This is a genomic window from Olivibacter sp. SA151, from assembly GCF_054130995.1.
This window is the reverse complement of record NZ_CP096391.1, coordinates 1161193-1185265: the sequence shown is the minus strand read 5'-3', so window position 1 is coordinate 1185265 and position 24073 is coordinate 1161193. Positions and strand designations below refer to the sequence as shown.

Annotated in this window: 14 protein-coding genes; 9 read left to right on the top strand and 5 right to left on the bottom strand. The window is 44.6% G+C overall.

Annotated features, from left to right (window positions below; all coding sequences use genetic code 11):
- Positions 1–264: 264 nt before the first annotated feature.
- Positions 265–786 carry an NADPH-dependent FMN reductase gene (locus tag M1D52_RS04525; RefSeq protein ID WP_013663740.1) on the top strand — a complete coding sequence of 174 codons (522 nt, stop codon included), beginning with the start codon at positions 265–267 and terminating at the stop codon, positions 784–786.
- Positions 787–789: 3 nt separating this feature from the next.
- Here M1D52_RS04525 and M1D52_RS04520 read toward each other — a convergent pair whose 3' ends face one another.
- Complete coding sequence (locus tag M1D52_RS04520) at positions 790–1557, bottom strand: DeoR/GlpR family DNA-binding transcription regulator (RefSeq protein ID WP_013663741.1); 768 nt, start codon at positions 1555–1557, stop codon at positions 790–792.
- A gap of 367 nt (positions 1558–1924) precedes the next feature.
- Here M1D52_RS04520 and M1D52_RS04515 point away from each other — a divergent pair, with 367 nt between their 5' ends.
- From M1D52_RS04515 to M1D52_RS04480, 8 genes are all read left to right on the top strand, one after another.
- Positions 1925–5137, top strand: coding sequence for a SusC/RagA family TonB-linked outer membrane protein (locus tag M1D52_RS04515; RefSeq protein WP_437394237.1), 3213 nt, complete (start codon positions 1925–1927; stop codon positions 5135–5137).
- A gap of 39 nt (positions 5138–5176) precedes the next feature.
- Positions 5177–6940 (top strand): RagB/SusD family nutrient uptake outer membrane protein, encoded by a 1764-nt coding sequence (locus M1D52_RS04510; RefSeq protein WP_437394238.1) that lies wholly within the window; start codon positions 5177–5179, stop codon positions 6938–6940.
- A gap of 132 nt (positions 6941–7072) precedes the next feature.
- Complete coding sequence (locus tag M1D52_RS04505; RefSeq protein WP_049794931.1) at positions 7073–8368, top strand: MFS transporter; 1296 nt, start codon at positions 7073–7075, stop codon at positions 8366–8368.
- A complete protein-coding gene (locus tag M1D52_RS04500) occupies positions 8337–9323 on the top strand; it encodes a 2-hydroxyacid dehydrogenase (protein ID WP_013663745.1) in 987 nt (328 codons plus the stop codon). Before M1D52_RS04505 ends, M1D52_RS04500 begins: the two co-directional genes overlap by 32 nt.
- Before the next feature lie 18 nt (positions 9324–9341).
- Entirely contained in the window at positions 9342–10793 is a 1452-nt protein-coding gene (locus M1D52_RS04495) for an FGGY-family carbohydrate kinase (protein WP_437394239.1), read from the top strand.
- Positions 10790–12229: an FGGY-family carbohydrate kinase gene (locus M1D52_RS04490; RefSeq protein ID WP_437394240.1), complete on the top strand. Its 1440-nt coding sequence runs from the start codon at positions 10790–10792 to the stop codon at positions 12227–12229. Before M1D52_RS04495 ends, M1D52_RS04490 begins: the two co-directional genes overlap by 4 nt.
- Entirely contained in the window at positions 12223–12822 is a 600-nt protein-coding gene (locus M1D52_RS04485; protein ID WP_289552550.1) for a histidine phosphatase family protein, read from the top strand. The genes M1D52_RS04490 and M1D52_RS04485 overlap by 7 nt, the downstream gene beginning before the upstream one ends.
- Before the next feature lie 14 nt (positions 12823–12836).
- Positions 12837–13727: a glycerophosphodiester phosphodiesterase family protein gene (locus tag M1D52_RS04480; protein ID WP_013663749.1), complete on the top strand. Its 891-nt coding sequence runs from the start codon at positions 12837–12839 to the stop codon at positions 13725–13727.
- Positions 13728–14072: 345 nt separating this feature from the next.
- Here M1D52_RS04480 and M1D52_RS04475 read toward each other — a convergent pair whose 3' ends face one another.
- From M1D52_RS04475 to M1D52_RS04460, 4 genes are read right to left on the bottom strand one after another with little or no spacing between them, the layout of a single operon-like run.
- Entirely contained in the window at positions 14073–15104 is a 1032-nt protein-coding gene (locus M1D52_RS04475; protein WP_013663750.1) for a GntR family transcriptional regulator, read from the bottom strand.
- 38 nt (positions 15105–15142) lie between these two features.
- A complete protein-coding gene (locus tag M1D52_RS04470; protein ID WP_437394241.1) occupies positions 15143–17869 on the bottom strand; it encodes a glycoside hydrolase family 78 protein in 2727 nt (908 codons plus the stop codon).
- 28 nt (positions 17870–17897) lie between these two features.
- Positions 17898–20678: a family 78 glycoside hydrolase catalytic domain gene (locus M1D52_RS04465; protein WP_437394242.1), complete on the bottom strand. Its 2781-nt coding sequence runs from the start codon at positions 20676–20678 to the stop codon at positions 17898–17900.
- A gap of 23 nt (positions 20679–20701) precedes the next feature.
- Positions 20702–23950, bottom strand: coding sequence for a glycosyl hydrolase (locus M1D52_RS04460; protein WP_437394243.1), 3249 nt, complete (start codon positions 23948–23950; stop codon positions 20702–20704).
- Positions 23951–24073 lie beyond the last annotated feature (123 nt).

Genomic DNA, 24073 nt, shown 5'->3' with positions numbered 1-24073 from the left:
CGCCTAATGGTTTCCCGCTTTAAATCCGTCATAATCCATTAAACTAGGATGTCTTCTTAATATTGCCTTAATGGAGCATTTTCTCCGAAAAAAATTGATTCGGTTTCCCCAAAAAAAGCGCACCCTTTTCTTCTCTCCTTGTTTAAAAATGCGTTTATTTAGTATCTTCGCAGTTTTTAAACACCTTAAACAAGGTTGCTAAGATACAAATTTTACACAGCTTAAAAACCAGAAGGGGTTTAGATTTTACACATATTATTAACAATGATCACAATTATAGCCGGCACCAATCGCAAAGACAGCTACTCGCTAAAAGTAGCGAACTATTACTACAGACAACTTGGCAAAAAAGGTTATGGGTCCGAGATCATGTCACTCGAATCACTGCCGGATAATTTTATTGTTAGTGATCTTTACGGGGCGAGAAGTGACGCATTTCAACCCATACAAGACAGGATCAGCGCCACAACAAAATTTATTTTTGTTATTCCGGAATACAACGGGAGCTTTCCAGGTGTCTTGAAAACTTTTATCGACAGTTGTTTATTTCCGGACAGCTTCGTTGGAAAGAAGGCAGCACTGGTAGGAATCAGCTCCGGCAGATATGGCAATATCCGTGGGATCGAGCACTTCACGGGTGTTTGTCATTACCTTAATCTTCATACACTTCCTTTACGCATTCACATCCCCTATATCAAGCAAGAGCTGAATGAAGAAATGGATTTTTTTAAAGAAGATACACTTCACTTCACGAATCAGCAAATTACGGAATTTATAGCGTTTTAATATTTACGACGCAATCACCACTTTAATTCCCTTTTTTTCCAAGAGTTTAACCATGCTCGACGGAATCCCCTCATCGGTGACGATGTAAGCGATATCACTGAGTTCGCAAATCTTACCAATCCCTCTTTTTCCAAATTTTGTACTATCAGCCAAAACTGCCACCTGCTGGGCCGCACGTATCATTTTTTGGTTCAGGCCCGTTTCCGCCAGGTTACTAATGGATAAACCGAAATCTATATCGATTCCGTCAACCCCCAGGAATAACATACCACAAGAAATCGTTTCCAATATATATTCCGCATGCGCCCCGGCAACAGAAGAAGAACTTGGCCTCACCAAGCCACCCAATTGAAGGACCTCAATATTATTTCTTCCACTTAATTCGAAGGCCACTTTAATCGCAGGTGTTATAACCGTAATCGGATGGTTTGGCTGCAATGCCTTTGCTAATTCGAACACGGTTGTACCCGATCCGATCATGATGGAATCATTTTGTCCGATCAACGATAAAGATGCTTTCGCAATCTTTTGCTTTTTATCCGGATTAATCAACGCCTTCTCCACAATTGGACGATCATTCGCATACGGATTGGTTAATGAAGCCCCTCCTCGGGTACAAAACAACAAGTTCTTATCCTCCAAAAATTTCAAATCTTTTCTTATCGTAACCCCCGAAACTTTTGTCATCTCTACCAATTCCGGAATGGTTGCGCTTCCATTTGCTTTGATCAGCTTGATGATTGCCTCATGTCTTTTGGTAATATTCCTCATAATCACGGATTCTACTGCAATAGTACTTATTATTTCTTAAATATCATACCATATCAAATATGTTTCATTTTGTTATTTTTTATTTATTAAAACTTTTTAAAACATTTATTTTGTTATTTTTTATTAAATATTATATCTTAGAGGCTTTAAAACCAGTTAGTAACCGAAATACAGCCTACCAGCAGGTAGTTAAATATCAAGTAAAAGCGTCAATCCATTTTGAATTCTGAAGTACAAACCCTTGCACAATAGCTATAAAACGATTTAATAACCTGTACTTAACAAAGCTTTAACATTCAAAAGGGAATTTTGGCAACGTTATAAAATATTTATAAACAAAAATCAACAATCAATAAAACTAAAAAAAATGAAAAGAAAGATTTACCTAAGCCTTTTCTACTGCCTCTGTTGCATTTTTCTAGCCAATGGACAAGAGCTAAAAACGCTTCATGGAAAAGTCGTGACAGACAGTGGAGAAAGCTTACCCGGTGTTTCAGTTACCGTTATCGGGACAGATAAACGCATTGGAACAACTACTAATGAGCAAGGGATCTACCGCTTATCAATTCCAGATGGCGCTACGCTCTCATTCTCTGCTATCGGTTACATCACACAACAGCTGAACCCACAAGGCGCAAGCCAACTGGATGTCGTCATGAAAATCGGGCAGGCCGATCTGGAAGAAGTGGTAGTGGTTGGTTATGGCACACAAAAGAAAGCAAATTTAACCGGCGCTGTTGATCAAGTCGGAAAAGAGGTTTTTGAAAATCGCCCCCTCGCAAGCACTACTCGGGGGCTCCAAGGGGTTATACCAAACCTGAACATTAAAATGACCGATGGAAAACCTACGCGTGGCGCTACCTTTAATGTTCGCGGAACGACCTCCATTGGTGCCGGAGGATCGGCGCTGGTACTTATAGATGGTGTACCGGGCAATGCCGATCTCTTGAATCCCAATGATATTGAAAGCGTCACTGTTTTAAAAGACGCGGCATCCGCAGCCATCTACGGTGCCCGCGGTAGCTTCGGGGTCGTATTAATAACAACGAAAACACCCAGTAAAGAACGATCGGTTATTAACTATTCATCCGGCTATTCCAGAAATGATCATACCATACGCCCGGATCTGGTAACGGAAGGATATCCGTGGGCAAAAACGTTCAATGAGGCTTTTAGTTCGTGGAACGACTACAATGCAGACCCGCAAAAAGCTAATAGTGTATTTCCTTGGTCGCAAGAATACCTGGAAGAATTGCGTAAGCGGCATGAGGCCGGCAACACCCCTTCTACCGATATTGATCCCGCTACCGGAAGATACGTTTATTATGGAAGCACAGATTGGTTGAAAGAATTGTATGCTGACCACACGCCCTCAATGGAGCAGCAATTAAGCTTCTCCGGCAGTGGTGAAAAGACATCATTCTATCTCTCAGGTCGCTACAATAACCAAGGCGGGATTTTTCGTTATAATCCCGATAAATACAACCAATATAATTTACGCGCTAAAGGAAGCATACAGGTGAAAGAATGGCTGCGTGTGGAAAACGACATTACCTATAACGAAAGAGCCTATTTTACACCCATACTGAATCATCCAAGCAATACCCCGGTATGGCGACGTATTTCGGATGAAGCTTTTCCGGTAGCCATGTTGCGTAATCCGGATGGAACGCTCACGGAAAATGCTTCCATTGTTTTCGGCAGCTTTGTTTCCGGTAATAATCATTGGGATGAATCCCGTAGACAAACCCGCAATACCTCCCGGATTTTTACCAATTTTTTCGACAATAAGCTAAAAATCAACGGCGACTTCACCTTTGAAAAAACCGCTTTCAATCGCACGCGCCTGTACACGCCTGTCCCGTATAGCAATGCACCCGGTGTTACGCTCGAACGAGGGATCAGCAAAATGAACGAGCTTATTGACAACACAACCTATCTAGCGCTCAATGCCTATGGTCAATACACACAAGACTTCGGAAAAAACCATATCAACGCCGTACTTGGCTATAATTACGAGCGATCAAAATTGTCGAGCCGTTATATGGAACGTGATAATTTGATCAATCCTTCGCTTCCTGATTTCTCTTTAATTGATGGACAAAATTTTCTCTTAACAGGTGGAGGAAACGAATGGCTGACTGCCGGAGGTTTCTATCGGATTAGTTATGATTACGACGGTAAATATTTACTCGAAACGAACGGTCGCTATGATGGATCGTCTAAATTTCCGCGCGGACAGCAATGGGGTTTCTTCCCGTCCATTTCAGGCGGTTGGCGCGTTTCTGAAGAAAACTTCTGGAAAAACGGTCTAAAAGAGGCGATTGGCGAATTTAAACTGAGAGCCTCCTACGGCAGCTTAGGTAATGGCAATATTGACCCTTACCAATTCCTGGAGATAATGGACGTCAGCCGATCTGGTCTTATCTTGGGAGGTATTCGGCCGAATTACACGTCTAACCCCGGCGTAATACCAAACGGGCTAACCTGGGAAAAAGCAACCACTATTAATTTGGGGACCGACTTGTCCTTCATTAAAAACAGGCTGAATGCTACGTTCGACTGGTATACCCGGAAAACAACCGATATGTTTACGGTTGGACTTCCCTTACCAGGCATTTTTGGAACAGATGTCCCCGAAGGAAACTACGCTGATTTGAAAACAATCGGTTGGGAATTAAGTCTTAACTGGCGCGACCAGATCAAAACGTCGAAGCCAATCAATTACGACCTACGGTTTACGCTGGCGGACAGCAGGGCTTTCATCACACGCTTCAACAATCCACTCGGATTGATTACGACCTATTACGAAGGACAACGCGTGGGAGACATTTGGGGCTTTGTTAATGACGGTTTCTTCCAAAGTCAGCAAGAAATCGATAATTACGCAATCGACCAGTCGTTTATACGAGTGTCAGCCGCTAACAAAATCCTACCGGGCGATATTAAATTTAAAGATATAAACGGCGATGGAAAAATTGACCAAGGAACCAATACCTTAGGCGATCCCGGCGACCAAGTGATTATCGGCAATACGGAGCCTCGCTTTCAATTTGGTTTTAATGCTAATTTTAGCTGGAACAATTTCTTCTTAACCAGCTTCTTTCAAGGGGTTGGGAAGCGTGAATTTATGCCTGGTGCAGACAACGCGCTCTTCTGGGGACCTTACAATCGTCCGTACAGCTGGCATCCAACTTATGTTGTGAATAACATGTGGTCAGAAGAAAATCCCGATGCATATTTCCCTCGCCTACGCGGCTATACGGCACTTAATTCGCGCGGCGAGCTAACGTTTAATCAGACCCGTTACCTTCAAAATGCCGCCTATATCCGCCTGAAAAGTATTTCGATCGGCTACAATTTGCCGAAGTCGTGGTTAGGTAAGCTCAACATCGAAAACCTGAGCGTCTACTTCACCGGCCAAAACCTCTGGACCTGGTCGCCCATGTTCAAACACAATCCCAACATGGATCCGGAAAACATAGAACGTGCCGATCCGGAGCTGAATCCAAATGCAGGACAGGGCATGGCTTATCCGATGCTCAAAACCTATACACTGGGAATCAACGTAACACTCTAATAAGAATCTATTCAAAATGCCTTTTAAAACAAGCAAAAAATGAATAAAAGAAAATATAGGATGAAAAAGATATTTTTTATTGCTACACTCGCTTTGTTAACTGCTTGCGAAAAATCCTTCGAGCAGTATCCACCGGACAAGCTTTCACCCGAAAATGCATTCAATACCGAAAAGGATCTGCAATTATATGCGAATTCTTTCTACAACAATTTGCCTAGCGCCAATGATATCGTCAGAGGTGACCAAACAAGTGATTTCCTCGTAGGCTCCACGATCGACAATTATTTATCGGGTAGTTATTCGGCCGCACAAGCCGGTGGATGGACCTGGGGGCCGCTTCGAAATATCAACTACTTCCTCGAGCAAATGGTAAGAGCACAAATAAGCGACGAATCACGTAAGCACTTTGAGGGGTTAGCCCGTTTCTTCCGTGCCTATTTCTACTTTAATAAAGTAAAACAATTCGGCAACGTTCCCTGGCAAGAAAAAACACTCACGATTGATGATCCCGATTTATACAAAACGCAGGACTCACGTGCGTATGTAATGGAAAAAGTTCTAGCAGATCTTAATTTTGCCTGCGAGAACATTTCACCGGCCATTGATCCCACGTCTTCCCAAATCAGCAGACCGGTAGCCTTGGCCTTCAAATCCAGAATCTGTCTTTTCGAAGGCACTTATCGCAAGTATCATGAAGAACTCAATCTTCAAGCCACGGCAAACACTTGGCTGCAAGAAGCCGCTGATGCAGCCAAGCAAGTAATTGACGGCGGCCAATACCGTTTGAACATAGAATCGGACCCGACGACGAGCTTCCGAAACCTATTTATCAATGAGCAACCAAAAACCAACGAAATCATGTTGGCAGCAATCAACAACGCCTCCTTGCGCGTACTGAACGATGCCAATTGGTACTGGACAAGTGCAACCTACGGTCGGCGGCTCAGTTTCACGAAAACATTCGTTAATACATTCTTAAATCGCGATGGCAGTCGATTTACCGATCAGGCGAACTACAATCAGATCCCTTTCTGGGAGGAAGTAAAAAACAGAGATCTCCGCCTACAACAGTGCATTCGCATGGGCAGCTATCAACGGGAGGGCCAGCCGGCACCGCCCGACTTCACTTATACCTACACCGGCTACATGCCCTACAAATTTACGCTCGATTCGAAAGCAACCGATGGACGTGCCGAAAACAACAACTCACTTCCCTTGATGCGCTATGCGGAAGTGTTACTGAACTATGCCGAAGCAATGGCCGAGCTGAACCGTTTCACAGAGGCGGAATGGAACTTAACCATCAAACTGCTTCGCGAACGTGCCGGTTTAAGCAACACGGCAATGCCTTTAACAGCCGACACTTATCTGGAACAGGAATACTTTGCCGATCAAAACCTCAGCGCTGCGCTGCTTGAAATACGCAGAGAACGTGCTATTGAACTAGCCATGGAAGGCTTTCGATATGATGATCTCATGCGCTGGAAGTTGGCTAATTTGTTACTTAAGCCTTATACCGGACTTTATGTTCCTGCAATGAATACACCGTATGATCTCAATGAAGATGGTAAAGACGATGTCTCCTTTGTAACCGCTGTACCCTCCAATCCGCAAAAAGGTATTGTGTATTTTGTCATTAACGGCACGCAACATTATTTGACAAATCAAACAAGCGGAAATATTGTCGCACAAAACAATTTACGACGGGTATTTGACGATTTCATGTATTTAAGACCTATTCCTATCGAGGAAATAACCCTCAATCCCAATCTAAAACAGAACGCCGGGTGGGAGTCGAGATAACCGTATGGCCATTGGTGTTGCTCGTGCATACCAATGGCTAAACTTTAATTTTATTTATTTATATTTAAATTTGTTATTTTTTATTTCTTTTTGTTTATTTGATGCCAACTAATACCAATATAAACAGGAACTATGATGTACGAAAATTCCTCCCTACTAACAAAAGTCGGACTTCCAAAAACACTGACTTGGGGATACTTGGGCATATTGATCTTTATGATGGGTGACGGAGTTGAACAGGGCTGGCTGAGCCCTTACCTGCTTTCACACAATATGCATATTGAACAATCCGCTGCTTTATTTACCGTGTATGGCGTTACGATAGCCATATCGTCTTGGTTATCGGGGGTATTAGCAGAAACATTCGGCCCACGAAAGTCGATGTTAGCCGGGCTATTATTATACATTATCGGCACCGTTGGTTTTGTGGGCTTTGGCATGGCGAATTTGAATTACCCCATCATGCTAATAACCTACGCCATCCGTGGATTTGGCTATCCCTTGTTTGCCTATTCATTTTTAGTTTGGATTACTTACAAAACACCAAAAGCAATGCTTGGAAGAGCCGTTGGATGGTTTTGGTTTGTATTCACCGGCGGCCTAAACGTGCTTGGAGCATATTACTCCAGCTGGGCGATCGAAAAATTAGGATATCAGAACACCCTTTGGAGTTCAATTTTCTGGGTAGCTTTGGGTGCTCTTTTTGCGCTCGTGTTTAACAAAGAATCTTTTAATACCCATCAACCGCAGGGGCAAACGACCAGTAAGAAGGAAGAGCTGTTGAAAGGGTTTACCATTATTAAAGCGGAACCGAAGGTGCTTTTAGGAGGGATTGTACGGATTATCAATACAACGGCGCAATTTGCATTTCCTGTCTTCTTACCTATCTATATGGCGCAATTTAATATCAGCACCAAAGAATGGTTACAGATATGGGGAACTATTTTTACCGCAAACATTGCCTTTAATTTAATTTTTGGTTTTGTGGGCGACCGTCTCGGATGGCGCAACACGATCATCTGGTTCGGAGGCATTGGCTGTGGCCTTACCACACTCCTTATCTTTTATATCCCTGCATGGACCCATGGAAGTTATTGGGCAGTTATGTTGGCCGGTGTGCTATGGGGAGCTTTATTAGCTGGTTATGTTCCACTTTCTGCGCTCGTTCCTTCACTCGTAGAAAAGGACAAGGGCGCTGCTATGGCAATTCTAAACCTCGGTGCGGGACTTCCTGTATTTGTCGGCCCTGCCTTAGTGGGTTTATTCATCAGCACAATCGGCAATGCTGGCATCATCTGGATTCTGGCCATATTATATTTTATAAGCGCCTTGCTAACGCTATTTATAACGCTACCCAAAAACAAAACACAAATAGAAACAAGAAAACTTTACGTAAATGAAAATATTAATAACGGCCCCTTACCATGAGAAAGCTCAAGGCGAACTAAAGGAATTGTTCGGAGAAATTATATACCGCGAGTGGAAAATCAAAGGAAGTGCTTACACAGAAGAAGAACTGATAGCGTTACTTACTGAGGAACAACCGGATGCGCTCATCACGGAACATGACCAGGTTACCGAGAAGGTCATCGCCACCTTTCCTCATTTAAAATTTATCGGTGTTTGCCGGGGAACCCCCTCCAATGTCGCAATAAATAAAGCAACTGAATTAGGCATACCGGTGTTTAATACACCGGCAAGAAATGCACAGGCCGTCGCCGAAATGTTTATAGCCAACTTGATTACCTTTATGCGTAACACACTGGCCGGTATTAAATGGCTTGAGGCGAAAAAATGGGAGGCCGGTGCTCATGCTTCTTATCTTCAATTCAAGGGACATGAGCTTGCCGGAAAAAAAGTTGGAATGGTTGGCTTTGGTGCCGTTGGACAAACCATTGCCAATTTACTGCAACATTTTCCGACCGACATCGTATATTATGATCCCTACTATACTTCCGAAAATGTAAATTTCAAAAAAGTATCTTTAGAGGAGGTCTTCAGCACCGCTGATATTGTAGGAATACATCTACCTGTTACGGAGCAAACGAAAGGTATGATTAATAAAGATTTAATTAGCAAGATGAAGGCTGATGCTATTTTTGTAAATACCGCCCGTGCAGTGGTCGTAAATCGCGTGGACTTATTGCAAGCGCTAACGGAAGGAAAAATCGGCGGAGCTATATTGGATGTCTTTGACCATGAACCGCCCGACGAAATGGATTATAAGCTGATTCATCACGAACGCGTGCTGGCAACTCCACACATTGCAGGCGCAACATTTGAAGTTGAAGATCACCATGCTGACATTATGAATAATTGCTTAAAGGAATTCTTCAAAAATGGCAACAAACGTATTAAACAACTTGTCAACAAAGAAATTTAGCGCCTTAAGCTGTAAATTATGAATCAGGAAAAGCAATTAGCTTATTTAGTGGTAGACATAGGTACGGGCAATGCACGCGTTGCAACTGTTCTGACCGACGGAAAAATCGTAGCCCTTAGGCGGGAGAACGTTCATTATGAAAAAGATGCCGACTATCCGGACGCCATTTCGTTCGACCCGGCATGCTTATGGGGACAGATCATTCGAATGAGCCAGCAAGTGCTTCAGGAAACAGAAAATCTCGACATTATCGCTATTACCGCAACGAGTCAACGAGAAGGGATCGTAGTCTTTGGCCCGGACGAAAGTGAATTGATAGGCATGTCTAACCACGATAATCGCGGACGCGAATGGGAAGACATGATAAAGGACAAATCGGCCATGTATAAGGTCGTAGGGCGATACCCAACCGCTCTGTTTTCCGCTCTGAAGCTGGTAGGCTTCAGGGAAAGAAAAACGGGAGCAGGCAAAAAAATAACAGCTTTTACCAGTATCAGCGATTGGGTTAACTTTAAATTTTCGGGCATCCTTGCTTATGAGCATTCGCAAGCTTCAGAGACATTGTTATACGATGTAGAGCGCGGGAAATGGGAAGCAGCCTACGGCGACCTTTTCGGAATATCTCCAGCACTATTGCCACCGCTAAATGTAGCCGGAACAGTGCTAGGCCCTGTCCGCTCCCAACTAGCGTTGGAACTCAACATTAATCCTAAGGCTCGGGTCATTGTCGGTGGATCGGACACCCAAATGGCCATAAAAAGCGTGTCACCCAATACGGATGATGTGGTTATCGTATCAGGCACCACCACGCCGGTTGTTAAGATCGTTGACAACTACCTGGTCGATGCCTCGGAACGTACTTGGACAAGTCGGCACATCGATGACAACTATTTTGTACTGGAAGCGAATGCGGGTGTCACCGGCCTAAATTACCAGCGCCTTAAAGAAATTTTTTATCCAAATGAAGATTACGAGGTTATTGAGGAAGAACTGTACAAGGTATCACAGCCCCAGTGTATCGCGTCTTTAGGGTCGCTGATCGCAGACGAAAAATCGCCCCTAACCAAAGGAGGTTTTATTTTCAATGCACCCGTTTCCCACCAGCTCACGAGGGGCGACTTTGTCTGGGCCATATTGTGGGATATCGCCTGCAGCATTTACGAAAATTACAAAACGCTTGATCAGGTTAGCGGGCACTCGAAGGATTATGTATTAGCATGCGGCGGTGGGGTACAGAGTAAAACGTTGCGGCAGTTTCTGGCCAACTTATTTAATAAAAAGATCATCATCCGCGATACTTATAGACAATCATCCATCATCGGAGCAGCGCTGATCTGTACCGAAGCTTTACAAACCGTGTCCTATGAAACCCATGTGCTGGACACAAGCGTTCCCCGCGAGCGCGATCGCTACTTAGCCCTTTATGAAGAATGGTCTAAAGTCCGTAAAACATTTAAGCAGGTAAAATGAAGGAATATATCATTGGAATCGATGTTGGCACGCAGGGGGTTCGGGTAGCACTTGTTCAGGCAAACGGAACGGTTATACAGACAGTATCCACTCCTTTTAAACTTACCGCCCGGTCAAGAGAAGAGCAGTCGCCGGATATGTGGTGGAAACATACGCTTGAAGCGTTGTTGGAAATTAGAAAGCAAACAGCGAGTGATATCGCGCCCCGGGCGATCAAAGCCATTGCGACAACCTCTACATCCGGAACCGTTATTCCGATAGACAAAAACGGCATTCCTCTACATGACGCACTTATGTATAGTGATACCCGTTCGGCCGAAGAGGGTCAATACTGCAAAGCGCTGGCAAAACAGTACAATCCGGATGGATTTACCGGTTTTAATGCATCGTGTGGACTTTCCAAAATCAGGTGGTTCGACAAAAATTATCCGGAAAAGACGGAACGGATACACAAATGGATCCATGCTGCCGATTTCATTACCGGCAAACTCTGTGGCCGGTTCGATATAACGGATTACACCAATGCATTGAAAACAGGTTTTGATGTAGAGCGTTATTGCTGGCCGGATTACCTCGATCGACTTATTACAACCACCTGGCTACAGGAGGTGGTTCCATCAGGAACGGTAATTGGCGAATTGGCCACGGACTTAGCAGGGGCACTACGATTGGACAAAACAAAGGTCGTAGTAGGTCTTACCGATGGTTGCGCTTCACAGTTAGCCTCCGGCGCCGTCAAACCAGGCGATTGGAATACGACTATTGGGACTACCATGGTGATTAAGGGCGTAACCCGTAACAAAATCATTGATCCCAGCGGTAGCATTTATTGCCATCGGCATCCCGAAGGATATTGGATGCCGGGCGGCGCGAGCAACACCGGTGCCGATTGGGTTAGTTTGGATTTTGATAAAAAAGAGCTGCCGATGTTAAACGCGCATGCCGCTCGACTCTTGCCCACCTCACATCTTGCCTGGCCATTAAAACAAAAAGGCGAACGATTCCCTTTTACTTCACCGCATGCAATGGGTTTTACTCCTCCAAGCATATCGAATGAAGAACGTTATACGGCCAATATGGAAGGCGTGGCTTATATCGAACGCTATGCTTATGAACAAATCGAAGGTCTGTCATCCGAGCCGGTAAGCGCTATCTTTACCGCCGGGGGGGCCAGCAACAGCGCTCCCTGGTTGCGTATCCGAAGCAGTGTACTAAACAAGCCTATTTATAAATCCCGCGAAGCAACCGGTGTATTAGGGGCGGCAATAGCTGCTGCGTCCAAAACCATATATGGCTCTATGACAGAAGCCGTCAACCACATGACACAGATAACTGAAGAGGTATTGCCGGAAAAAGAGCTTATTTCCATATACGAAGAAAATTATCATCAATTTATTCATCTGTTAATCGACAAACAATATATTGCGACATGTTAACGGTATATCTTTTACGACATGGCGAAACAGCCTATAATGCAGACGGGAACCGCTACTGTGGCCTAACAGATATAGGCCTGACGGAAAGGGGGGTAGAACAGGCAAAACGAGTGGCATCCTTTCTGAAGGATACACCCATCGAAGCCGTCTATGCTTCGCCCTTGCAACGGGCTTTTACAACAGCCGCTCTAGCCATTGAGGGCAAGATACAAATACAGAAGGAGGAGCGTTTAAAAGAACTTGACTTTGGTAATTGGGAAGGAAAAACCAGGGAGGAATTTGTGCGGGAAGATCCCGAACTTTGGAATGCGTGGGAAAAAGCACCCGAAACTGCCCGAGCCGGTGGTACCGGTAATACCGGTAGCGAAATTGTGGAACGCGTAGATGCTTTTTTCTTGGAAATGTTGCAGACGCATCGCGATCGCAGCATTATGGTGGTGGCTCATAACACCGTCAACAGGTTATATCTTGCCTACAAATTGGGAATGCCTTTGCGAAATTATCGTCGGATTGTTCAGGAGAATTCTGCCATCACTCTTTTTGAACTGGACAATCAGGGGATATTAAGCCTTCATCAATTGAATACACGTTAAAATTTAATTACCTTATGAATAAATTATTTCTATTAAGCCTTTTTATTGTCAGCAGCTTAAGTCGCCCCGCTACCGCTCAAGAAAAGTTACATGTTATTTCCGTTAAAACGGCAAAAGAGCTACACCGCTTTTTCCAATATAGGCCCGGCAATAAACCCATTATTTCAGGCCATCGGGGCGGTACGGAAAAAGGCTTTCCCGAGAACTCGATCGAAGCATTCGAAAATACGCTAAAATATACACAAGCATTTTATGAAATCGATCCACGGCTTACGAAAGACAGCATCATCGTATTGATGCACGATGCGACGCTTGAACGCACGACTACCGGCACAGGAAAGGTTAGCGACTACACCTATGAAGAACTTAAACAGTTCAAGTTAAAAGATGTTAACGGAAACGTCACACCTTACCATATCCCTACCCTTTCTGAAGCAATCGAGTGGGCAAGGGGTAAAACGGTTCTAAACCTCGACAAAAAGGATGTACCGATGGAAATGACCGCCGCCTTAATCAAAAAGCACCAAGCAGAAGCCTTTGTGATGGTAACAGTACACAATGCCGAGCAAGCGAAATTTTATTACGAACAGAATAAAAATCAAATGTTCTCTGCTTTTGTAAAAACCCCCGATGCGTTAAAGCCTTATGAGGATGTGGGAATACCAGCCAGTCAAATGATCGCTTATATCGGACCCGATATAAAACCCGATAATCAAGTGATGTACAAGTTACTGCATGCAAAAGGCATACGCTGTATGATTTCGGCAGCGCCCACTTATGACAAGTTAAAAACGAAAGAAGAACGCGCAAAAGCCTACCGAGCCATTATTGAAGACGGCGCCGATGTGCTGGAATCCGATTTACCGATTGAAGTGGGGGAAGCGATCGGGTCGTTGAGACGTTAAGTCGTTAAATAGTTGAGTAGGGAATTAGCTAATGTGATAATTAGCCGATGTGATAACTAGTTAAGTCGTTAAATAGTCTAGTGGTTAAGTAGTTAGTACGAATAACTATTAACCGATAACGAATAACTAATCTAGTTAAGTAGTTAAATAGTCGAGTAGTTAAGTAGTTAGTACGAATAACTATTAACCGATAACGAATAACTAATCTAGTTAAGTAGTTAAATAGTCGAGTGGTTAAGTAGTTAGTACGAATAACTAACAACCGTTAACGAACAACTAACCTAGCCCTTATAAGCGTCTCTGCTCACAACTGGCAACTCGCAACGCACAACTATTAACCAATAACTAAATAGACGCTCTCTTAAACAAATAAAAGGGTACTTCGACATGTTGCTTGGAGTTTTCCAATATGAGGTTGGCAGCGGTCGTGCCCATTTTTTCGAAATCAGTTGAGATGGTGGTTATGCCGTTCAGTATAAATCGTTTAACGCGGGTTTCGTTGTAAGAAATGACACCAACCTGGCTTCCGATTTCCAATTTCATGGAAATAATACGATCCAACAAAATCACTAAATCGTCTTCCATTAGATTGATATAAACTTCGCCTGCACTGATCGGCTCTTTCGCAATATCGCTCACAAGCAGGTGGTCAAAAGCATATTGCTGACAAAAGCGGTAAAATCCCTTTATAATCTCTCGTGGAAAGTAACTTTTATCCGGAAAAATTAATTTTAAGGTATGGTATTTAGCCAATTCCCCTTTGGCCTCTTCCAAGGCATGGTAAATATCTTCTTCAAAGTTTTCATATACGGCAGCATAATCGCCTTCTACTCCGGGTACTTTTTTATCCAACAAGAGCAATTTCTCTTTTGGCAATTGGTTGATTACTTCGGCGGCTTTTTCACGTTCCTCCACAAAATGAGGGATGATCACATAGTGCGTATAATCCTGCTTTTGGTTCTGTAAGAGCTTTTTAAAAAGATTAAAATCGTTATTGTAAATATAAAAATCGACCGCAGCATCCGTTCCGAGCGTTTTTATAAAGGCATCATACACAATCTTCTTGTGTGCGCTCAATTTATTGAAAAGTAACATGATGCTTCTCTTTTGCCTGAAGTCGGTACGGCTCACATAATACCCTTTACCGGGCACGGAATCGATCACCCCTAATTTCTTGAGATACCGATAACCCTTTTCAGCAGTATCTCTTGAGACCTCTAAAACAAAACTTAACTCGTTAATAGAGGGCAGCATCGTATCCTTATCGATTTTACCATTTTTAATGGCATTCAATATGGCATTCGTTAGCTGTAAATACTTTGGTGTTGCCGAAAACTCATCAATCTTTATATACTCAAAAAACGGATCACACTTCATGGATATAGGTTACAAAGTCGAAAGATACAGATTTTTGATTAATTGCGTACCACATCAAATGTAAAACTATACTTACCGGAACCTATTTCCACAGCGGAATTATCCACTACAATTCCCTTTTCATCCTTCACCGAGTTTTCCACCGCATTGGGAAAAAATACTTTTGCGGTGGTATTCGGCGGAACTTCTACCGTCATTTGCATCTTCGTGCCGGTAATTTTCCAGTTCGAGACGATTTTTCCATAGATCGTCTCAAGCGAAGCGTTGGCGAAAGACAATCCACCTCCAGGTCGCGGAGCAATCACAAACGCTTTATAGCCCGGTGTCTCACTTGGCGCCTGAATACCGGCAACCTGTTGATACATCCAATCGCCTATAGCTCCATATGCATAATGATTAAACGAGTTCATGTCTTTATTTTGAAAGGAACCATCCGCCTTAATACCATCCCAGCGCTCCCAAATAGTGGTAGCACCTTTCAACACCGGATAAAGCCAGGATGGATAGGTACGCTGCATTAATAAGGTATAAGCGAGATCCTCATAGCCATATCGACTCAAGACGTGGCAAAGGTAGGGTGTCCCCAAGAAGCCGGTGGTAAGGTGGTTATCATAGCTTTTGATATTATCGGCTAAGCGTTTTGCTGCCTGTGCACGTAAATTCTCCGGCAACATATCGAATTGCAGGGCTAATACATAGGCTGTCTGCGAGCTTGAAACCAAGCGACCTGACGGTGTTACATACTCCTTCATAAAGGCTGTCTTCACTTGCTGCAGTAATTGCTGATAACGGGCAACATCCTCCCTTTTTCCTAATACCTCGGCTGCATTGATCATCAATTGTACGGAATGTCCGAAAAAACACTGGGCAATAAGATACTTGTCGGTAATAGCAGCCCGTCCATCCCGATCATCATTAGGAATATAGAAAAGCCAATCACCAAAATGAAACCCTTTATTCCAAAGGTCATTCGTGCTATTATCTACCATAAACTGCACCCATTTGGCCATTGAGGTGTATTGCTGCTCCAGTATCCGCTTGTCGCCGTACAGACGATAAAAATTCCACGGAATAATCGTAGCCACATCCGACCAGCCAGCCGAGCCACCCTCTTTCGTTTTCCAGTAATAGGGTACGACGTGTGGTATCGCACCGCTGGCGAACTGGTCGGCCTTTACATCCTGCAACCATTTCATAAAAAAACCAGCGACATCCATGTTATAAGCTGCCGTATTGAAAAAGGCCTGTGCATCGCCCGTCCAACCTAATCGTTCATCGCGCTGTGGACAATCCGTAGGGACATCCAAAAAATTTCCTTTTTGCCCCCAACGGATATTGTGCTGCAGTTGATTGATCAAGCTATCCGAGGTTGCAAAGTCCCCTGTTTGACGCATATCCGAATGTAGAACAACTGCTTTTATATTATTTAAATTGATTTTTTCGTTAGCACCTTCAATCTTCACATACCGAAAGCCCTGAAAAGAAAAACGAGGGTGATACGTTTCCGAGCCGCTCCCCTTGAAAATGTAAGTCAATCGCTGCTTAGCCGAACGCAGATTCTCCGTATAAAAATTACCTTCTTTATCTAATACTTCAGCATGATAGAAAACCAGGGAATCACCTGATTTTCCCTCGGCGTCAAACTGAATCCATCCCACCAGGTTTTGTCCAAAGTCAATCACCTTTTCGCCTTTTGGTGTTGTGATAATCTTAAGGGGTTGAATACTTTCCTGTGCCGTCACGGGTGGAGCAGGCGATGCGACTAGCCGTTGGTATGCAAGTGAATCGTTCACTTTAACGGGCTTCCATGTATCATCCTTAAAAGCAACAGTTGTCCAATTAACCTGCTCCATACGGGCATCATAAGTTTCGCCGTTGTAAATGTCAGTCATTCGGATCGGGCCATCCGTTGAGCAGCTCCACGTACCATCGCTGGAAACATTTATCTTTTCCCCATTTTCAAGCTCGATTTCCAGCTGAGCCAAAAGAGCCAGGTCGCCTCCGTAAAAATTGTTTCCACCCATCAAATTTCCTTTGAACCAGCCATTGCCCAGTAGAACGCCTATAACATTCTGTCCATTTTTGAGCTGCTTGGAAACATCGTAGACCTGATACTGCAAACGCTTATGATAGCTGGTCCATCCAGGGGTAAAATAGGCATCCCCTACCTTTTCACCGTTCAGATAAGCCTCGTATAAGCCATGCGATGTGATATAGAGTCTTGCTTTTTTTATCCCTTGATTCAGGTCAAACACTTTCCTAAATTGAGGACTGGGATTGGAAATAGGCGCAGTTGCCTGATCAAGCTGAATCCATTTCGCGTTCCAATCGGTAGGATTGAGCAAGCCCATTTCCCAAAAACTTACCTCACTCCATGGCGAAACGTTTCCTTTGTTATCCCAAACACGGACTTGCCAAAAGTAACGCGTTTTACTTTCCAGCATAGCTCCGCCAAAGGGTATAAGTACCGAAGCATCACTTGCGACTTTTCCCGAATGCCACGTTTTTCCCTTTTTCAATCCGCCAACATCAGTGGCTACTTTCAGCTCGTAAGCCGTTTGCATCACCTCTTTTTCCGTCGCCTTTATCTTCCAGCTTAACCGTGGAACTGCAATATCAATGCCAACGGGATTTTTTTGATATTCACAAGTTAAGCCATATAAACTAAGCTTTTGTGCCTGACTTTCTCCCATAGCGATAGCACAAAATAACAAGATCAAACAAGTACATTTCCACCAAACATGTTCATTTACTTTCCGTATCATAATTTATTATTAAGAGGTGATCAATCCGCTAAAAAGAATACGTACCGGCCTGCAGTTCATAAATCACTTCACCGCCCTGCTGACCGATTTTTTTGATATAATTTCCGTAGGGTTCCACATCAATATCATCTTCATGCTTCAATCGCAATGTTGCACTACAATTGGGTGGCACAATAACCTGCAGGGCTAAGCGCTCCTCCCTTTTCCATTTCACTTCAATAAGGCCCGCAGGAGAGTTGAATGAAGCTTCCGCCCATCGCAGCGCGGGTAAGGCGCTGGGAGGACTCACAACAAAATGTTGATATCCAGGCCGCTTTGGATCCAGTTTGATGCCAGCAATACCATCTATATACCACGCTCCCGGATAGAGGTACGAGCTATGTAAGAGCGAATGCCCGGGTAGATCTTTCTCCCACATCTCCCAAATGGTGCTTGCGCCATTCGCTTTCATGTAGCCCCAGCTCGGATAATCCGTTTGGGAAGTCATGCTATAAATCAAATCGTTTCTGTTATTTTCACGGAGCAATTTAAACAACAGCGCACCACCGGTGATACCCACATGAATATGACCGTTCCTGTTAAGCAGAATTTCTTGTTCCAGTCTTTCCATCACCTGAGGACGCAAATCTTTAGGCATAATATCCGCTAAGAGTGCTGCGGCCAGATTCGCCATGGAGCTATCGGCATAGCTGTTGTCCGTCTTGTTAAAAAAACGATCGTGAATAACTTTACTATAGACATTCGCCTGTTCCTCCCATTGGTTAGCTTCCTTCTCTTTGCCAAGTGCATGTGCAATTTTTGCGGCTGTCCTTAAATTGTACACCCGGTAGCAATTATTAAGACAGAGCGTTTCGGGCTTATCATTATTCATTCCTTCAGCAGTAGCTCCCGGCCAGAGCCAGTCGCCCAGAAAATCCCAATGCCCGCCAAATCGCTGCAAGAGGCCCTCTTTCGTATTTGAATCCAGAAAAGCCAGCCAATTTTTTATCAATTCAAAATTCTTTTCCAGTATCCGCTTGTCGCCCTGCTGTTGATACATTGCCCAAGGTAAGGTCACCACAATCCCGCCCCATGCAGGCCCACCACCCCCCATATAGGTCGGAGCAGTATGTGGCAGGATACCATTGTTAAGGATTCGGCCACCCATCAGTTTCTTACGGGCAAAGGTGCTATCATACATATTACCGACGATGCTCTCCGTTCCACTTACATCACGCCAATCTTCCATCCATTTGGTGTAAAAAGCACCCATATGATAATTAAGCATACCCGTTTCGCAGGTTGCATGAGCATCCCCCCCATAACCGAGGCGCTCCCGTTGCGGACAATCGACAATATATCCACCCAACGAAAGGTTTTCAAAAGTCCACCGCACCTTATCATAAATCCATTGCTGCAACGAATCGGAGCATGCAAATTGCGTTGCAGATTGAATACCGGTGCGCACCACCCAGCCGCGAATAGCTGATAGTTTTGGTTTTTCCTTTAAACCTTTAATAGTAATCCACCGACCCGAACTATAGTTGAATCGATTCCGAAAAACGCCCTTACCCGTTGCACCTATGATATAGGCGCTATGTAAACCGAAGGTCATGTCGTCTTGTTCTCGTTCCGAATAGAGAAATTGAATAGTATCTCCCGGATTTCCTTTTATCGGTACTTCGGTCCAGCCCGCAAAATTAACACCCATATCTACGCGAAATGAACCGTCCGCCCTTTCTTCTATACTAACCGGCCGAATTTCGTCGAACAGGTAATTTTTTTCTACCTGCTGTGCCGACAATTTCAACTCCGGTTTATAAACCACCACATTTTTCCAAGCCGAATCGCCACCATCAAGCCGGTTCCATTCCGGCATTTCCTGATTGGCATTCCATAATTCACCGCCCATTCGATTGGAATCCCAAATACCGAGCAGTTTATTAGGGCTTGGATGGGTTTTCCAACTAACATCGGTAGCTAGTAAAAATATGGGCTTCGCATCAGCCTGCGGTTCCTTCTCTGCATAAATGGCAGCCTGCGCCAGCACGATAGGGGTGTTGGGCCGATGGTCTGAAACGTAAGGACCGTGGATGGACCAAGACGTTCCTAACCAAATTGCGACCACATTTTTTCCTTTCTTTAGAGCAGGTGTAATATCGTAGCTTACGTAACGTGCACGCTTGGTATGGTCGCTTACTGCCGGAGCCAGCACATCCTCGCCTATCCGTTTACCATTCACATACACTTCATGGAAGCCAACGGAGGCGACAAAAAGTGATGCGCGGCCCGGACGTCGCGGTAACTCAAATGTTTTACGCAACCAAGGATCAATAATATTGCAGTCCTTCTGTTTGGGATCGAAAAGCTGATCCGTGCCAATCCATTCCGCCTGCCATTCACCTGGTTCAAACAAGCCGGTAGTCCATTGCGCCGACTTGCTCCAAGGCGACGGCTTCCCGTCTTCATCCTTTACGGCAACTTTCCAATAATAGGTTCGGTCCGACAGTAAGGGCTTTCCTTGGTAGACAACCTGCTGCATCGCGTCTGAATTGACCCATTTGGAGTCCCACATATCGGCCTCCCCCCTATCCAGCAGACTTGTTTTCGAGGCGACCAAGATCCGATACGCTCCCTGCTTTTGTCCAAAAGCCTTTTTATCCCTCGCTTCCAAAGTCCAACTAAAGCGTGGAAATTGTTCATCTATCCCCATCGGGTTTTCTAAGTATTCAAACCGGAGATTGACAGGTATAATACTTGCTTTTTGCGCAAAGGAAATGGGTACTGCCAGGCAGTAGAACACTAGTGAAAGGAGGATTTTCTTCTTCATGGGAGTATTTTTTTCTATCAACTTCAATACGCATAGGTCTCAATCGTCACGGGCCCGAGCAAGCCCGCCGGATGTAGCGGACTATCCCTTCGATAAGGATTGATCGGCAGCCAGGTGGTACGCTTATCTTGTGGGATACCCAGATCACCAATCAGCCGGTTTACCCAAGTATTGACAACTTTGATCTCTAGCTGATTTTTCCCTTCTTGGACAGCAGATGTGATGTCTATTTTATAAGGTGGAGTCCAAGCACCACCTGCATCTTTACCGTTTATCCGGACTTTTGCTAAGGCAATAACGGACCCCATATTAAGGTATACCCGTTGCCCTTCCTTAGGTTTCTGCAGTTGAATGGTCGTTTGATAGTTCGCAGCTCCCGAGCAATAGCGTATCCGCTCATCCGAATGCTTCGACCAATCGATCAAGCTATCAAAGACTACCGGTTTATCCGGCCCCTGGGCTGTTTGATCGAATATCACCGTCCATGGTTGCCGGATGATCTCCGTTTTTGTAGGAGACGGAAAGTTCAACCGATTTTTCTTCTCATCGAGCTTGTTGGCCTTCCGGAATACAATAAAGGCACTCTCATAGGCTTCGAGCAACAGCGGTACTGTTGTAGTCTGTTCAGTTTGACTAAATTCCGGCAATTCCCGTCGGCTACCATCGATCGCATTCCATAACGCCGGAACCTTGTCGCTAACACGAAATTCAGGTGTTATACGGATCGCTTGATCCGTTTGGTTCGACACAAAATAGATATCGCCTCCATCCAATCGGCGATGAATAAATAAAGCCGTATCCCGATCCGCTAGTTTAACATCCGGAAGTATTTGCAAGCTATCCAATGCCGCTTGCAGGTCTATACCATCCATTACCAAGCCCTTTCCATAAGCATGCGTTTTTATTTTTTTAGCATCGATATTTCCCCACAGTTTGTCAGCCAAGTCCTTTACCTTCTTGTCCGCTTCCCCAAAATGCTGCAAACTGGGCGATCGCTTTGGTTTCGGCCCTAATATCACACCACCATCCCTCACCAGTTCTTCAATTTTTTCGAGCAGCTCCGGACGCATGGTTTCCAACTTCGGTAGCACCAATATACGATAAGACAGCCCATCAGGTAAAACAAAGCGCCCATCCTTCACCTTCAGTCGATCCCGAATGACCTCGCCATTGATATAATCAAAGGAATAACCCTTTGGCAAGGCAGGATCCTGCACGCCCGTCATCTTAGGCGCGTCTTCGCCGATAAAATAAGCCACATCGGCCACGTATTTCCCCTGCTGCAAAATAAAATTGCAGCGTTTCAGGTAATCGACAAATAAATCCATATCCGCATACCATGTATTAAAACGGTTAAACTCGTTTCCGAACCAAGCGTTCATGCCCGGCTTTTTATCTTCATAGGGTTGATGAATATAAACATGCAGCAGGGAATTATTGATCCCTTCAGTAAAGAAGCGATCACCCCGTTGTTTCATCAATGCAGGATATCGACCATAGGTGTTTCCCGCAGCCGTGAAGGATTCGGCCGACACCTTATTTTTCCCATAGATGTGCGCCGCGGAAGAAGCTGCCCTGTTTTCGATATTCCCCAGATCACCCTCGCTCCAAAACTCACCACCCACCTCATCTGATTGTCCGCCATATTGTAGAAACTCACCGGGAAAGCCCCAGTGCCCGTAGTTCTCCAACCAAATGCTTAGTCCGTGTTTATGGCTGATATCACGCAATCCGCCCACATACTCATAGGCTACCTTATCGGCAATAAATCGTCTCAAATCCCACAAAAAGCGATCGGATTCATCCTGACTGCCGATAACATACCCATACATCGCGGGGATATAGGGTACAGGATCATAACCGTATTGCTTTTTAAACTTCTCTATGAGATTATCTGTCCAATTTTGACCGCCCATTTCATAGCTATCCTGAACAGCCACCTTGAACGTTTTCCGATCGGCTGCCGGAATCCGTCGCATAACTTCGCCCAGGAAAGCATCAAAATGCTGAACGACATGGAGGTGATTCATTTTATCGATCTCTAATCCGGTTCCTTCCGGTGAAGCAGGACCGTTCTTGACACCTGTTGGTACCATGCCGGTTCGTAAAACAATCCAGTCACCCTTCGGTGCATCCCAAATCAAGGCACCGTCCGCGTCCATTTTATCCGTAATATCCAACACAGTGGTTGGCTTTGTCAACTGTACCGCATCGTCGACAGGAGCTTGTGTCTCCCACAGATAATCATGCCAATAAGGAAGCGGAGTCGGATGCATCTTCGCCAAAACTTTCTCCTTAAAGCGCGCTACACGCGGTAAAGGACTCAGTATTATTTCGGCCAAGGCGGCATTTTCCGAAACTTCCGTAAAGACTAGGCGAAACTTCTTGGCGCGAACAGCTGCAAAAGATACCGATACAGGAGCGTACGGTTCGAAACCGACATTGAGCTGGCTATTGCTGCGATCGATCCGGAACGATTTGATTTCCCGGTAACCGGTATCGACCGCAATTTGCAAGCGGACATGAAGCATCATCGCTTGCGCCGCAGGCGTAATGGTTAGGCTTCTGGCACTATAATCCTTATCCGTCGTAAAGGTAATTGCTGTTGCTAAGCCAGCAGGCAGCTTCACATGGGTCTGTGTGTCCTGATCTATTAGCAAGGGGAGATTCTTTAAGCTAGGTTGTGCCAAAATCTCAGGACCAGCATCCGCAATTGATTGTCCGTATTCTGCACTTGCGGGAAATGCGAGGACGCGCACATCTTGAAAGTTTTCACCCAGCTTCGGCAGTTTAACGGCAACTTGCTTGCCGCCCCTCACCAACGTTTCGGTTGCCCCTAAGTAGCGCATCGCTTGGGTGGGTTTAACCCAAGGCCCGCCCGATTGGCTCCAGCCGGGACTGTTGAATAAACCGATTTCGATGCCTAGCTCACCCGCTCTTTTTAAAGCTGCATGCGTAATTTCCCACCACCCATCCGAAAAAAGTTTGACCTTTCCGTAAGGCACATCTTCTAAACCGATATTGCCGATAAATGCGCGATTAATACCAACGGCTTTCATCGCTTCCAAATCTTTCACAACCCCTTCTTTGGAAATATGATCCGAAATCCAATACCAATAGACGCTTGTTTGGATGGAGTCGGGCGGTTGCCGAAAAGCTTCTTCCAAAGCAGCAAATGATTGATCGGTATCATCGGGCGCGCATTTCCAGCACAGAAAACACGTCCATAGTAAGATAATTGTCCGGAAAAATATGAAACGCCAATAATTCATGTTTTTGATTAGGTAATAATCGGTAATTTCTTAGCCAATATAGCTTTTATTATGTATTTCTTCATCCTGTTCTATCCTGATAGGAGCTATTAGCTGTAAACTATAAGCGGTAAGCTTTAGGCA